Annotated in this window: 16 protein-coding genes; 7 read left to right on the forward strand and 9 right to left on the reverse strand. The window is 38.0% G+C overall.

Annotated features, from left to right (window positions below; all coding sequences use genetic code 11):
• Window positions 1-55 precede the first annotated feature (55 nt).
• The 6 genes from A5875_RS11915 to A5875_RS23260 all read left to right on the forward strand — a co-directional run bounded on the left by A5875_RS11915 (window position 56) and on the right by A5875_RS23260 (window position 2,929).
• Window positions 56-781, forward strand: coding sequence for a hypothetical protein (locus A5875_RS11915; RefSeq protein WP_242551102.1), 726 nt, complete (start codon window positions 56-58; stop codon window positions 779-781).
• A gap of 299 nt (window positions 782-1,080) precedes the next feature.
• The gene (locus tag A5875_RS11920) at window positions 1,081-1,287 is read left to right on the forward strand and encodes a DUF1659 domain-containing protein (RefSeq protein ID WP_088933795.1); all 207 of its coding nucleotides are present in this window, start codon (window positions 1,081-1,083) and stop codon (window positions 1,285-1,287) included.
• A 14-nt stretch (window positions 1,288-1,301) separates the two neighbouring features.
• Window positions 1,302-1,514 carry a DUF2922 family protein gene (locus A5875_RS11925; RefSeq protein WP_088933796.1) on the forward strand — a complete coding sequence of 71 codons (213 nt, stop codon included), beginning with the start codon at window positions 1,302-1,304 and terminating at the stop codon, window positions 1,512-1,514.
• A 146-nt stretch (window positions 1,515-1,660) separates the two neighbouring features.
• Window positions 1,661-2,044: a hypothetical protein gene (locus A5875_RS11930; RefSeq protein WP_088933797.1), complete on the forward strand. Its 384-nt coding sequence runs from the start codon at window positions 1,661-1,663 to the stop codon at window positions 2,042-2,044.
• Window positions 2,045-2,092: 48 nt separating this feature from the next.
• Window positions 2,093-2,755 carry a DUF2922 family protein gene (locus A5875_RS24140; RefSeq protein WP_242551101.1) on the forward strand — a complete coding sequence of 221 codons (663 nt, stop codon included), beginning with the start codon at window positions 2,093-2,095 and terminating at the stop codon, window positions 2,753-2,755.
• A gap of 75 nt (window positions 2,756-2,830) precedes the next feature.
• Window positions 2,831-2,929 (forward strand): type I toxin-antitoxin system Fst family toxin, encoded by a 99-nt coding sequence (locus A5875_RS23260; RefSeq protein ID WP_143068131.1) that lies wholly within the window; start codon window positions 2,831-2,833, stop codon window positions 2,927-2,929.
• Window positions 2,930-2,999: 70 nt separating this feature from the next.
• Here the strand turns inward: A5875_RS23260 and A5875_RS23685 are convergent, their stop codons facing one another.
• The 9 genes from A5875_RS23685 to A5875_RS11980 form a co-directional block, all read right to left on the reverse strand.
• On the reverse strand, window positions 3,000-3,176 hold the full coding sequence (locus A5875_RS23685; RefSeq protein WP_088933798.1) for a hypothetical protein: 177 nt from the start codon (window positions 3,174-3,176) through the stop codon (window positions 3,000-3,002).
• The gene (locus A5875_RS11945) at window positions 3,169-3,843 is read right to left on the reverse strand and encodes a zeta toxin family protein (protein WP_088933799.1); all 675 of its coding nucleotides are present in this window, start codon (window positions 3,841-3,843) and stop codon (window positions 3,169-3,171) included. The genes A5875_RS23685 and A5875_RS11945 overlap by 8 nt, the downstream gene beginning before the upstream one ends.
• A gap of 375 nt (window positions 3,844-4,218) precedes the next feature.
• On the reverse strand, window positions 4,219-4,932 hold the full coding sequence (locus A5875_RS11950) for a helix-turn-helix domain-containing protein (protein WP_088933800.1): 714 nt from the start codon (window positions 4,930-4,932) through the stop codon (window positions 4,219-4,221).
• A gap of 120 nt (window positions 4,933-5,052) precedes the next feature.
• Window positions 5,053-7,494 (reverse strand): BspA family leucine-rich repeat surface protein, encoded by a 2,442-nt coding sequence (locus tag A5875_RS11955; RefSeq protein WP_088933801.1) that lies wholly within the window; start codon window positions 7,492-7,494, stop codon window positions 5,053-5,055.
• Between the two features lie 20 nt (window positions 7,495-7,514).
• Window positions 7,515-7,736: a hypothetical protein gene (locus A5875_RS24000; protein ID WP_088933802.1), complete on the reverse strand. Its 222-nt coding sequence runs from the start codon at window positions 7,734-7,736 to the stop codon at window positions 7,515-7,517.
• Entirely contained in the window at window positions 7,721-8,086 is a 366-nt protein-coding gene (locus A5875_RS11965) for an LPXTG cell wall anchor domain-containing protein (RefSeq protein ID WP_088933803.1), read from the reverse strand. Before A5875_RS11965 ends, A5875_RS24000 begins: the two co-directional genes overlap by 16 nt.
• On the reverse strand, window positions 8,083-9,102 hold the full coding sequence (locus A5875_RS11970; protein WP_242551100.1) for a DUF916 and DUF3324 domain-containing protein: 1,020 nt from the start codon (window positions 9,100-9,102) through the stop codon (window positions 8,083-8,085). The genes A5875_RS11965 and A5875_RS11970 overlap by 4 nt, the downstream gene beginning before the upstream one ends.
• Window positions 9,103-9,192: 90 nt before the next feature.
• Complete coding sequence (locus A5875_RS11975) at window positions 9,193-9,882, reverse strand: WxL domain-containing protein (RefSeq protein WP_176244667.1); 690 nt, start codon at window positions 9,880-9,882, stop codon at window positions 9,193-9,195.
• Window positions 9,883-10,212: 330 nt separating this feature from the next.
• Window positions 10,213-11,385, reverse strand: coding sequence for a tyrosine-type recombinase/integrase (locus tag A5875_RS11980; protein ID WP_340672794.1), 1,173 nt, complete (start codon window positions 11,383-11,385; stop codon window positions 10,213-10,215).
• 1,969 nt (window positions 11,386-13,354) lie between these two features.
• Between A5875_RS11980 and A5875_RS12000 the strand changes: the two genes are divergently transcribed.
• A complete protein-coding gene (locus A5875_RS12000; protein ID WP_088933809.1) occupies window positions 13,355-13,777 on the forward strand; it encodes a VOC family protein in 423 nt (140 codons plus the stop codon).
• Window positions 13,778-13,899: the final 122 nt, after the last annotated feature.

The raw sequence follows: 13,899 nt of genomic DNA on the forward strand, positions 1-13,899 counted from the left end.
CGTATATTCTTATTGTAAGCACAAATAAAGCGCTTTACTATAAGGAGGAATTACTATGGATGAAATGAATAAAATAGAGGCTTTAGATGACAGACAGTGGTCACCGTTATGGGAACACTATCTTAAAGAGGCGGTCGCATTCGATCCGCTGACTGTTCATGAGATAAACTGTATCGTCCCCATTCCAGATAGAGCAGGAGTATTGATCTTCACGGATACAGAGATCCATTTCAGCAAAATCAATGCTATGAAAACCTTGCATCGCTTTTCTTCGGCTCACTCATTTTCTGATTATAAAGTCTTATCCGTTTGTCTAAAGAAGCTGGAGCATTTCGGAAAATATAAAATGCCTTGGGTCTGTCCGTTCTTTGCATTATTTCCACTTGAGGGAAAGGATCAGACGATCTGGCTCAACCCTATCAAGCTTTCCACCGTCTTTAGTGTGGAGGAGCAATTCTTCGCAGAACTGACGAATGGACTCTGCCTGCTTCTGCCACTTCATTACCGCCGCTTCATTGAACGGGCGGAGATCGCTTGTCTGGTCTTGGCGACGATTCGCCGCGGGGTCTTACATTACGGTCTCGATGGAGAGATTCCGCTAGATTTCTTATATTTTCCAAACACCCCTTTTGCGAAAATTTTAAGCAAACGCTCTAGTCTGAAAGAATTTCGAACACCACTTGGCGAGATCAATCGCCTGTACCAACAGACCTACTCCCTCTACCATTGCGAACCCTTGATGTACGATCCAGATGATAGTGACCATATTGACTGGCTTTAGATTTAACAAAATAGCTGAACGCTTGAGTGATCGAGTGTTCAGCTATTTTTCTGTCTTTCTTCGCATTTTTAGGTAAAAACTTTTAATTATAACTCAACCTTCTTTTTTTCTCAAATTACAATTTGGCTCGTACCCCCCTCAATTTGGCAGCTTTTTTGCCGAAATCGGCTATTTTTGCTCCAAAACCTGCCAAATTGGGGGGAGTAGCTGCCAAATTCAAATTCGCATTCTTTTTTGAAATCATTTATCTTTTAGTCACCGGCCGGTACAACAATATGAAAACACGGAGGCGTTAAATTATGATCCAACGATTAAGTACAAAATTACAGGTACAGCTTTCTTTACCAGGAGCAGAAAAATTAAAGAAAGTCACTTTCCAAAACGTAGTCGAAAATCCTGATGAAGCACAAATCCTTAAACTAGGACAGCTTATGAAGGAACTCGACGTAGAAGACACACAATTAGACGGCGTGATTATCACCAGCCAATCACGAGTAAGCAAATAGGAGGAAACGTATAGATGAAAAAATTAGTAGCGATCTTTAAAACCAGTGGCGGACGCTCCCAAACATGGAGCTACCAAAATCCCGCACAAGACCGATCCAGTGATGAGATCCGAGGTATTTTAGAAAGACTGACACTCTTGACCATCTTTGAAAAGGACGGCGAAAAGCTGTTCGATCACGTAGTAGCCGCGAAGTATGTGGAAACTGTCGAAACAATTATCTTTTAGTCCCAAGAATTTGAGGATGGGCGATAGCGCTGTCGCCTATCTTTACTAAATAGTCGGTTGCCGATCCAGCCTATTGTGGATAACTTGAACGCAGCAATGAGCTGGATGGTAGACGGCATGAAAATAGATGAGGAGGATATGATCCTATGAATGAGCAACTCTTAACGTGTCGCCAATTGTTCAATTTGAAACCAAAGACCTTAGAAAAACGTATCAGCGAATACTATTACGAAACTCAGAATAGTTCTCTGACGATTAAATATATTTTGACCTTGCGTGTGCGCTGGCAGCTTGGGGCAAAGGAGTTCCAGCACATTTTAAAAGACCTTGTCCGCGATATTTTCATGCACACCAAGGCAACTCGGACCATGAAGCGATTCTTCTATTATTTCCAAGATTACTTCATGGCACCGGAATGGCGCGCACTGACATCGAAGGTCTTTCCTGTCCGCAACTTTGGCGTAAAAGCTATGTCACTTGTCCGTTCCCTAATTGCAAAAGTCCGTCCTGAAGAAACAAGCGAACCATGATAACTATTTACCTGCGTGAAGAAAAAATTTGAGAAAGGATATGAGAAGATGACCCATGATTTAGTAGCGACATTTACCAACAGTCTAGGAAAAGAACATGATTGGACCTACAAGGGGCTGGACGCGTCTGTGCCGATCCCACAGATCAAAGAAGCCTGCGAACTGTTGACCAGCTTAGACATTTTTGAAAAAGACGGCGTAAAACTATTTGACTCTGTGGTAACGGCTAAGATCGTCACCACCACCGATACGACTCTTTTTGATGATGAGGCAGAACCAGTGGAAAAACAATCCACAGATAAATTCACAGATAAATCCACAACTGAAGGAGAAACTGTGGGCATTCCTGCGACTTATCCCAAGGCAACTGTGGACAATGTGGATAAACCTGAGGAAAACTATTCACACTCTTTATTTTCTGTGGATAAGTCTGCCCTTCTATTCGCAAAACCAGCAGATAAGAGAGAGATTTCATCTTCATTAAAATTAAATACACAACTAAATGGAAAAGAAGCACTAGCACAAATTACAAACAAGTCTGCTGCCATGCCTGTAGAACAACGACAAATGCCCGACCCATCGCCAAATCTGCAAGAACCGGAAGAACAGCCAAAGCCACGAATCCGGCTGCTCGATCGGCTCCGCAGAAGAAGAAATAGGAACAAGGAGGACCCGCTTGTCCGTCCGCCTGATGACGGCACTCGCAGCTAAACTCGGTCATTTTCTAACCAAATACGCGTAGGTAAGCCCCATTCATGTCGTCAACCTCCATCATGGAAGGAGGTGGTGCTCTTGAGTGAGCTGATACGATACGTCCTCGCTCCGCTCTTTGTTGGGTTGATCGTCGCTCTGGTCAACCATTGGCTAAGCGGGCGCGATCCATGACGACTGATTGGAAGACAAAATACACCTGCGGCTGTGCCGCAGGTGTTGGTGGGTTATTGTTGGTGGAACGTTATTCTTGAGAGGACTTCTTATCCAGTCCGATTAGGGCGCGCTGTTTGCGATTGGATTCGTTGCCTATATATTTGAATACAGTTTTTATTTCTTTGACTGTCGCATTGTCTTGTAGTTCGGAGAAATTACGATTGTACTTGATCATAATTTTCTCTACTTCTTCTCTTTCAGTCATTTAACGTGTCCTCCAATCCTTTTTTTGTGTAGGTGATAGGTAATGCAAGTTCTAGGTTATCTACGTCCATTATTGAGTCCGATATTTCATTCTGAAAATTTTTGACAATGATGTTAATAACCACTTTTTCCTGATATTTATCTTTTAGTTGCAGCAGATTTTTTCGAGATTGAAAAAACGCATTTATAAAGCGTTCTTTTGGAACATATCTTCCCTCTATCTTTTCACGTTCTTTAGTAAAATCCCACGCGATATAAGGTTCTTGATATACATAATAAATTAGTATACTATAATCCTTTTTCAAAGCTCTTTCAATGTTTTGCTCAGCCTTAGGAGTAGCAAGCGTACCATCTAGTATAAAGCTATAGCCTTTTTTTAATACTAAATCTAATGACGCATCTACTAAAAGAGCAGAACCTCTTTGAAACTCACTTGAATTGTTCCCAGTATAACCAGGAAATTTTGCTCGAAACTGATCTGCATCGATCACTACCAAATTACTATTTAGAGAGGCGAGTGTTTGAGCTGCTTCTGTTTTTCCAGCTCCCGGGCTACCAGCCATAAAGATCGCAGATTTTTTGTCTTCACGTTCCTTACCATCTATAATAGCGCGTGTTAATTCCTTTTTGTTCTGTTTCGCATATTTTAAAGAAAAATCATCTTCCACTGTAATCTCACCTCGTAATATGACGTATCCGTCTAATCATTATACTATAGAATTCCCATTGTATCTCGCTTTTCACTTCGCAGATCATTGGAAACCTCATTCAACCCAAACATAAGCATGCTATTGAATTTCCTCCAAAGAAACACAGTTGGATAGACCATAAAAATTGAAAAACAAATTCGTTCTGGAAAGGTCTTCTTTTCCATTTCTTGATAACTAGACAAATAATCCCACACTACATAGTGCAAGAAGCCAGTAGTGTGGGAAAACTTTTTATCATTTATCGTTCATGTATTAAGGTTGAGCAGGTTTATTACCCAGTCCGATTAGGGTGCGCTGTTTGCGATTGGATTGGTTCGCAACGTATTTGAGTGTTTATTCGTTCGCGTATTTCAATTCTTTTGAATCTACGATGATCTGATCAAAGACAGTCGCATGTAGTTTATAGCCTTGTCCCCAGCAGGTTTCAATAACTGGTCCTTCTATATTTTGTTCGGCTAGTTTGTCTCTCAGATGTTTTACCAGTACAGATAATTGCGACATTGTGGAGTTGGTTTTTTTCCGTCCCCACATACACAAACACAGCTCTTCTCGAGAAACAATTTTCTCTTGGTGCTGATAAAGAATCTTAAACAGTTTCATTTCTGTGCTGCTCAAGTGTATAGTTGATAATAATCGCTTTTCATGTGATTTTGGCAATAAGATGATTTTCCCTTCATTTATTGCTTTTTTACAACTCAGCTTCTCTCTTAAAACTTCAATCTTTTGATTGTTTTCAATCCAATTATCTATTCCACTATCCGTCCACTCTTGTAATTGCGCTTCATCTGGCTGTTCATCAGATTTTCTATGTATTCTTATTGAAAATCGTTGCAGTGTTTTTACAAGTTCATTCACTTCTATATTATCAATGGTCTCACTCAACACCACATGATGAAACATTTTAATAAATCCATTATCTATTTTCCCTAGAAGGCACTCATCAATTAATACTGATGAAATGAATATCTCATGCCCTAATTGACGTAAGCTTTTCTCAAAAGCTTGTTCATTAAATGCATTTTTAGTTAGAACTAAAATTTGACTCATCTTCATTCCTACTTTCTAAATATGGTTTTCCAAAATACAAAAATAAGATTAGAAAAGCAAAGAAGTCCTCTTATGATCTCTAATCTTATCCTCGTTTCACTCGCACTTCGAAATTAGCAATTACGGTGCAATCGCTAAATCCCAAAGAATATTCCCACTATACGATTGAGCTATTACTCCAGAACCGTCAGCGATTTCTAAAGAGATCGCTCCTAGATCGGTAACATAAGTTCCTTCGAATTGTTGGACACTATCATTTCCTTTCAGTACAGTCCCCGGAGTCGTGCTGATTGATAGGTTTGCGCCTGTAGTAACGAGTCCTGCAGGAGCAGCACCTATACTGCCTGTAGGTGTAATCTCATTTGTCGTTCCTGTAGAGACTGTCCGTAAAGTAGTGGTTGAATTTGGAGCTGTTCCACTCCAAACCAGCTGTGCAGTTAGCGTCCAGCCTTTCGTGTCTGAAGATTCATCCAGCACCCCTACCTCATTCGTTGTTCCACTCGAAGGGATTGTGATCGTTCCTTTATCCAAGTTACCGCTAAATGTCTTGGCGGTTGGAACTTGCGCCAATCCAAATGAATTCCATTTAGCTTTATAAATAGTACCGAACAAGTCCGTAAACGTACCTGTAGCATTTACGTCAATCCCTGATACTAGCGTCCACCCTTCAAATGTTCGATTTGTTCGAGTAGGAGTGTTACCAGATATGAAATTCTTTACTTCTGATATGGTTGCTTGTGCAGGAGTTAATGCGCAACGCGTGAAAAAGTTTTTACTTGTACTGCTGTCACTAAATTGACCATAATTCGCTTGTAACAGGATCTCAGGCGGCACCCTATTATCTAAATGATAGCCGTGATTTAGTATTTTCGCATCGTTAGTCAAGACAAACAATTCTTTCTGGCTGCCAGTTTTAAACATGTCTGTCATATTCGAAACTATATGAGTGTTAAATGATGTTAAATTGAGATTTTTAATTTTCTCGGTTCCCGCAAACATAGCAGCCATGTTGGTAACGCTACTAGTATTAAAACTAGTAACATTAACATGCGCTAAGTTTTGATTGCTAGCAAACATGTATGCCATATTTTGAACTTTTCCTGTGTTAAAGTGGCTTACATCTAAATTCGTTAAAGCAGTATCGCCAGCAAACATAAAGCTCATGTCTACCACATTTTGCGTGTTAAAACTTGGTCCGTTTAACTTCAACGTCACAAGGCTCGGACAATTGGCAAACATGCCATACATATTCTGAACATTTTGTGTGTTCATATGACTGATATCTAAACTTGTAAGACTGCTACATCCATTGTACATATCGGCCATCGAAATGACGTTTTGTGTATTGGTAGTGAAACTGAACATTGAACTTATCAGTTTTTGACAATTTATGAACATGCCTGACATATCATATACTTGAGTCGTATCAAAGTGGGTCAAATATAATTGAGGGAGATTCTCACAATTGGCAAACATTTTATGCATAGTCGTAACTCTACCTGTAATCCAATTTGCTGCATTGATATTAGTAATACTTTTACATCCTTCAAACATCCTCGACATGCTTGTTACGTAATCTGTTTTAAAAGTACTTAAATCTAAACTTGGCAAGCTGGTGCAATTTAGAAACATTTCTGTCATATTAGTAACTATGTCTGTTTTGAATTGACTCATGTTTACATTAGTCAATCTGATGCAATTGGCAAACATGCGGCTGGTGTCTCTTGCGCCTACTGAATACTCTGGATAGGAGGGATTAATAGAAACAAAACTTACGGCCATGTTAACGCTTTCTAGATTCCCACACCCCTCAAACATAGAAATTGTGTAGTTATAGAAAGAATCCATCATCTTGACGTTTTTTAAATTACCACAATTCGCAAACATCCCATTAAAGTTGTTGTTAAGATTTGTAGCAGAGCCTGCGTTAGATAAATCTATATTTATAATTTTGTTATTGCCCGCTAGTGCCCAACTCATATCACCATAAATAGTTGGTTTTCCACCACTCCCCCCAGAAGAAGCTATAGCCAGATCAGTAACATTTGTACTGGCTAACGATTGAAAAAATTCTTTAGACAAATTAATATACTGCCCATTAACGGTCACAGGGATAACTAAATGAGTACTTGTTCCTATATAAGCAGTTAAAGTGAGACGAGATACTCCAACTGTACTATCATCAAAAAGAAAATCTCCACTGATTCCTCGAGTTGCACGTGATTTTTTAGATTCAGCTGTGCTCTGTTCAGTCGTTGATTCTTCCTCATGAGATTCAGCTGCAGAATCATCAGTTACAGTTTCTTCATTCTCTTCTGAAGTTTTGGTAGCACTGTCTAGTGTTTCCTCAGTTGGAATTGATTCTGTGCTGCCCTCTAACTTAGATGCAATGGATAATGGATCTTTGAGTTGTTCTATACTTTGCTGTACTTCTGTCGCCGAGCTTTCAGTAGTGCTCTTCTCCTGTGCGTATACACTTGTGGTTGGTCCTAGTATTAATGGAATGATCATCGCAGTTAAGCTAATGATTCCCAAGCTTTTCATTGTTTGTTTTATTCTCATTTTTATCACTCCCCTTTAAGCTAGCTTAACTGTGTATTTACCATGAAAAGATAGACGACTCCCCCAACAATTGTAACTAGCGAAAGGAAGGAAATAGCGATATTGTACGAGAGATAGTTCATCCTTTTTTGTTTTAAATGAACGTGTGCCCATTGATAATCGCGAAGGACTAGATACATATTTACTAGTAATAGGAGACTTCCGAAGACTGCTAGAATAATCCCTTTTAAATAGTGGTCCATGTCTGTTTATCCTTCCTCTTTCTTCCTAAAACTAAAAGAACTACGCCTAGAATCAATCCCCAACCAGCTGCACTCCAATAATTCGCTTTATCACCCGTTTGAGGGAGCTGTTTTCCTAAACTTGATCCGGCAATTGTTCCTACGTTGCCAGTATTGCTATCCGATCCAGTATTATAGGGCACAGTAGCTGTACTTCCGCTATTTACTGGAAATGTCTCAGGTAAAATAGCTTTCGTTAATTCCACAGTAACCGGAGTTTGTACTTCTTCGGCTTGTGCCTGAGACCCTGATAAAAAGAAAGTAAAAACGGCTCCTATTATCACAATCAATGTTCTAATACGTTTCTTCAATTTTTAGCCCTCCTTTGTTTACGAATAAATAGCCCGATGGTTCCTATAGTAGAGAGTGCGCCAACGACCATTGTTCCCCAGTCAAGCCAAGCAGGAATATATACCTTGAAGACGGATTCGTTATTAAATTTCTTCGCCTGTTTTCCAGTAATTTCAAATTCATCTTCAAATAGCCACTCTTTATCTCCTGATATCGCCTTTCCAACAAATCGATAGATGCCCGGTTTCAAATTATCCTTCTTCCAATCAAATTGGAATGGAAATGAAGAATACGGAGCAATCACGACATTCTCTTTTTTATTCGCTATTATTTTCTCTGTAGAGCCTTTTGCATAAATCGCTCCAGTTATTGTCGCATTATCAAAAATATATGGATTCTTGTTGAGAATATCCGCCTCAACCATTTTTTTACCATCAAAAAGAACTGCACCAACAGAATCTAGTTCAAGTGAGATATTATTCTTAATGGGTGTGTTTTCATCGTTAGAAAGCACGATCGCTATTGTATAGCTGTAGGTGTTTCCAATCGACATATTCTTATCAGTAGTCTCCTTATTTTTTTCATAGATAACTACACCACCAACAATAACTCCGTCAAACGATGTTGTCGGCATAGTTACATTAAGGCTAGTTTCTATCTCTGAATTTTTCGGAACTACTACTTCTTTTTTTGAAGTTTTAACAATTGAAGTTAAGGGAAGTTTTAACGAAGAATGCTTTTCTAGTCCCCCCGTGTAATCAACTGCTCCATTAACATTGGTATTTGCATCAACTATATTTATTAGAAGCGTTTTCGGTTTATCTGAATCATTTACTAATTTCACCTTTATCTCATCAGTATCACCAGGAATTTCTTTTAAGTAAAAATACCCTACGTCCTTATCTATCTGCTTTTCATTTGGAACACCCTCGACTGTAAATCCCGCTGCTAAATCTTTCGCATGAGATATCGATATATTCACTGAAAAAGCCATCATAATAAGCAAAAGGTAACTAAGTTTTTTTAGAGCCTTCAAAGTTTATCCCTTTCTTCTTCTGTATTGTGTGGATTAAATGAATCAAGGGAGGAAGAAATCCTTCCTCCCTTCTAAATTAAAAAAGAAATATTATGGATGTACTGATAAATCCCAATTGATATTTCCGTTATAGGTTCCTGCACTTACTGCACCACCACTAGGAATATCTAAAGTAATACTAGAAAGCTCTACATCATAAGTTCCAGTATAGATACTTCCATCAGCAGCAACTAAAGTATTGGCAGGTGCAGCCGTTCCGATCGTCAATGCTGTAGTTGAAGCTAGAGACCCTGATAATGAAGCAGGCAAGGCCACTAAATCTGTAGCAGGGTTGAAAGCTGTGATACCATCATTAATATTTTCTTGAACTGTACCCGCAGTAGCTTTAATTTCTGCACCAGTAACTGCACTACCAGTCCAAGCTAATTGCGCTGTTAAATCCCAACCTTTAGTATCAAACGATGCATCTTTAACACCCACATGAGCTGGTGTAGCAGAAGCTTCAGCTAACGACATTGCTCCGGTAGTCAAAGTCCCACTGAAACTCATTGGAGCAGGAGTATATGCGATACCCAAGTTTCCTGATGGTCCGTGTGGAACAGATGGTGTTGGAGGCAACGGATTCGGCGTTGTTGTTGGCGCAGCAAAAGTTGCTGTAACTGGTGTTTGGGCGGTTGCGGGTGATGGTGTAGAACCTGCTACTGCAGCAAATGCACTTTGCCCTCCTAATAATGCGGTGGATACTAATACGACACCTAATCCTAAAATTGTTTTCTTCATCTTCTTTTCTCTCCTTAAAATTTTTTGATTTATATCAAATGCCAATGGCAGTGATACCGAAATTAAGCTGCAAAGCATTTCACAAAAATCCTCGAATGAGCTACACTGTCCTTACTTGTTTTACAAAAGAACTAGATGGCTCTTGAAAAGACTGTTAGATCAGCCTTTATTTTAGGCGATGACCATTTTTTGACGGCAATAAATTTCGATGAATAATTTTTGCCAACTATCTTTGAATGAATAGAGCTGGATGGTTGGATCAGCATTATAGAAAGCGCTTTCTCTAAAAAGACAAAAAGAACTCACCAATTTTGAGTGAATCGCGTTTTTTTAATTTTCTAAAGGCTGAATAATTTTGAGCCGTTGCTCAATTAGTGAATCCGCGTAAATATCTAACGTCATTTTCGCAGAAGAGTGTCCTAACAGAGCACTAACAGAGACCACATCATAATTCTTTTCAAGGCATCGTGTAGCAAATGTATGCCGCAGCTGATGAAAATGAATACCTGTTATATCAGCCTTCTTGATAAGTTTATGGAAATGGTACGTTAATAAACGTGGTTCACATGGAAGTAGCCCTGAAGAAAAGACAAATGCCGTTTTACTATCCTTTTTCTTTTGTTGCAGGCATCGGCGAATTTCCTTTGTCATTGGAATTACTCTCTTAGACGCATTCGTTTTGGCTTCTTGATAAACAAGCTTCGTTCGTTGTAACTTTGAATGGAAAAATGGGATGCGCTGATAAGTATGTTCTACAGAAATCGTATTGGTTTCAAAATCAATCTGATGCCATTTCAATGCAGCTATTTCTCCAATTCGCATACCCGTTTGAAGAGCTAAAAGGGTGGGTAGGCCTTGGCTCTTAGGAGCTTTTCTCGCTACTACCTCTAGCCTTTTTTGTTCCTGCTTATTCAAGGCATGAACCTTTTGTTTTCTTTTTTGAGGTAAAAAGACTTGAGTACAAGGATTAGAGACCAATAGTCCTTCTCTTACCGCATAATCAAAACTTCGTCGCATAAGTTGAAAAATGACCTGAATCGTACCAGGGCTGAATTGCTTTTCCGTCCAGCTATTCACTAATTCTTGAATCTCATTTGTAGTTACTTCATTTACAGATAATTCTCCTAGATAAGGTAATATATAATGCTCAAGTTTGTAGCGATAGCTGGAATAGGTAGAGGGTTTCAAAGCACTTTGGATGTTATCTAACCATTTAAAGATCCATTGATAGAATGGTATAGCGCTTTTCCCTTGTACTAAAACGAGAGAGGCGTATTTTACTTTTAAGGGATACAACTTCTGTTTGACCTCTGTATACGTATGTCCATAAACTGATCCATACTTTATTTTTCCATCTAACCGCCTTCCCTTTTGAAATCTTCCCTCCCATCGTCCATCCTTTCTCCTATAAATATTTTCACCACGTCTGCTCATAGCTATTCTCCCTTCTCTAAATGACGGCTCAAATGACGGTGCATAAACATCAAACTCTTTACCAATCATTCTGCTAACATTACTTAAAACAGTAATTCTGATTAAAAAAAACGAATTATTTCACTTTTTTCAGAATATCGATTGCTTAATCAATCGATATAAATTATAATTAACCACAAAGTAACGCAAAAAGTGATCATCAAAAAGTTTTTGAGCGCCTATTCAAGCACAATTATTCTTGTTTTTTTGTAAAACAAGATAAAATACAACAAAAAAATAATAACAGATAATTGGAAACAATTATTTTTATCCAATTCTAAATGCCAAAAAGAAAACAGCACTGAACTTTAGTTTTTCACTAAAATTCAGCGCTGCTTTTTTGACTTTACAGTATTTATGATGTTATTGCTTTAAGCGAATAGAAGCATATGATCCATTACGGAATTTGACCTAGCTGAGATAGCGAATAAGTCTGTCATGTATCTTCCTTGATCACGACAACAGAATCGTTTTGGAAAACCGTTTTTCTGTACCTGATTATGAACGTTTGGTTGTATGTAAAATAAGGCACGCTGTCAAAATTTGTCTTTATATAATTGCGGCAATAAACGACACCGCTAGGATTTTTCTTTGATTCAAAGACTCGATTTTTAAAGACCAACTGATGGGTGTAGATACCTTTGTGGCCTTTATTTATTTCCTCTCTATGCTTGGATAAACAAATCTCTTTTCCAAATAGTTTCGTGATTAGATGATTCAATTTTAAAACTAGGAAAACCAATAAAATAAGCACGAATAAACAGATATAAAATAGATTCTCTTCGATTGTCATTATTTACCTTTCTATGGACTATTCGAACTCATCGTGCAGTTCTTCTTCACACTGGATAGTCTCTGATTTTTTGCGTAAATTATTCAAAGCGATCGCAGCATCCAACCGTTGCGAAAGTTGGGCTTTCGGCTTTTTTATTACTTATTCTATCATGCATGACAAATACTATTACAACAAAATATTAGGTTTCCTTGTTGGAGAGTGAGTTAGTGGAATTCGTTTTCATCTGATATAATTTTCGTAAATTTAAAGGAAAAGGTACTGGATAATTTTATGGATAAAATTTACAGAGATGCGCATAAGCTTTGCTCAAACAATCGATCGATACTAAGAGAATCCAAGTTATGCGGCTGTTTTTACTGCCTTAGTCTATTCAACTATGACATGATAACCGATTGGATAGACGATATAGATGGTACCGCCTTATGTCCATTTTGTAGTATTGATTCTGTTATTCCAAAGAGTAAAAAGTATGATTTCCCAGTCGATATTTTGCAGAGGATGCACGAAATTTGGTTTTGAAGTAATTGTGGATCAAAAGGTCTATTGACTTTGATATACTTAATTTCCTGATTTGTTAAAACTAGTTGAATTTTAAGAGTGGTAGAATCTTTTGGTTTGTGTCACGGGATCATTTCTGTAACAATATGTGGTTCGGAAACAGCTTTGACTTCAGCGAAAATCTCATTTGATCCAAACAAAAAAGATGTTGCGGTTCCAATAACGGTCGCCATGACAAAAATTTATTCATAAACCTGTCTCCTTAACTATGTAAGTTAAAAATCATTTTTTTGAGTGATAACGACGACGCAAATAACCAAATATCTCGGTAACGAAGGTTGCAAATAAAAACACCAAAAACATTAGAACAACTATATCTAGTACACGATTATTAAAAAAATTGAATTTCCTCCAAAGAAACACAGTTGGATAAACCATAAAAATTGAAAAACAAACTCGTTCTGGTAGAGGCCTTCTTTTCCATTTCATCTATATCACTCCAAACTTATAATATGGGTAACCCGAAGATCCCAATAAACGCACGCTCACTGGCTAATCCATAAAAAAATGCTGCTTGAGACATTTTTTATGATCTAATGTATAGAGGCTACAAAAATTATTCTATACCACACCAAACGAATTATTTAATTCGAATTTTTAAAGTCTTAATAGAAAAAAGAATCCATTTAAAAAAGGAGAATCCCTATGAAGCAAAGCATTGTTCATATAGCACTAGTTGTAAACGATTACGATGAAGCAATTGTTTTTTATACTAAGAAATTGGATTTTACTTTAATAGAGGATACGTATCAGCCAGAGCAAAATAAACGATGGGTCGTTGTATCTCCCAAAAATTCAAACAGTACGACGATCTTGTTGGCAAAAGCTTCCAAGCCGATCCAAAAAGATTTTATTGGAAACCAAGCTGGCGGTAGAGTTTTTCTGTTTCTTGCAACAGATGATTTTGATCGTGACTACAACAACTATCTTGCTAAGGGAATTGAATTTGTTAGAGAGCCAAAGGTGGCAGATTATGGAAAAGTCGCCGTTTTTAAAGATTTATACGGGAATTTATGGGATTTAGTTCAATTTGGCGAAGATCATATTATGAATCAGCGGTTAGATTAATCCTTTTACAGTGGTGGAGTTGCTAAATACGAGTGGATTCAAAAAATAGAGCGTGGCTCTATTTTTTTTCTTTAATTGGCTGAGTTAGATGATTAAAAAAATGTCTTCCTTCTATTTGTTGT

Source organism: Enterococcus sp. 3H8_DIV0648 (assembly GCF_002140655.1).
Lineage (GTDB): Bacteria > Bacillota > Bacilli > Lactobacillales > Enterococcaceae > Enterococcus_A > Enterococcus_A hulanensis.

Excerpts from the sequence above, each read along its gene's own strand:
- A5875_RS11925 (WP_088933796.1), top strand. The coding sequence starts at position 1,302 with ATGAAAAAATTAGTAGCGATCTTTAAAACCAGTGGCGGACGCTCCCAA.
- A5875_RS11980 (WP_340672794.1), bottom strand. The coding sequence starts at position 11,385 with ATGATTGGTAAAGAGTTTGATGTTTATGCACCGTCATTTGAGCCGTCA.
- A5875_RS11930 (WP_088933797.1), top strand. The coding sequence starts at position 1,661 with ATGAATGAGCAACTCTTAACGTGTCGCCAATTGTTCAATTTGAAACCA.
- A5875_RS23685 (WP_088933798.1), bottom strand. The coding sequence starts at position 3,176 with ATGACTGAAAGAGAAGAAGTAGAGAAAATTATGATCAAGTACAATCGT.
- A5875_RS11950 (WP_088933800.1), bottom strand. The coding sequence starts at position 4,932 with ATGAGTCAAATTTTAGTTCTAACTAAAAATGCATTTAATGAACAAGCT.
- A5875_RS11915 (WP_242551102.1), top strand. The coding sequence starts at position 56 with ATGGATGAAATGAATAAAATAGAGGCTTTAGATGACAGACAGTGGTCA.
- A5875_RS11955 (WP_088933801.1), bottom strand. The coding sequence starts at position 7,494 with ATGAGAATAAAACAAACAATGAAAAGCTTGGGAATCATTAGCTTAACT.
- A5875_RS24140 (WP_242551101.1), top strand. The coding sequence starts at position 2,093 with ATGACCCATGATTTAGTAGCGACATTTACCAACAGTCTAGGAAAAGAA.
- A5875_RS11920 (WP_088933795.1), top strand. The coding sequence starts at position 1,081 with ATGATCCAACGATTAAGTACAAAATTACAGGTACAGCTTTCTTTACCA.
- A5875_RS12000 (WP_088933809.1), top strand. The coding sequence starts at position 13,355 with ATGAAGCAAAGCATTGTTCATATAGCACTAGTTGTAAACGATTACGAT.
- A5875_RS11975 (WP_176244667.1), bottom strand. The coding sequence starts at position 9,882 with ATGAAGAAAACAATTTTAGGATTAGGTGTCGTATTAGTATCCACCGCA.
- A5875_RS24000 (WP_088933802.1), bottom strand. The coding sequence starts at position 7,736 with ATGGACCACTATTTAAAAGGGATTATTCTAGCAGTCTTCGGAAGTCTC.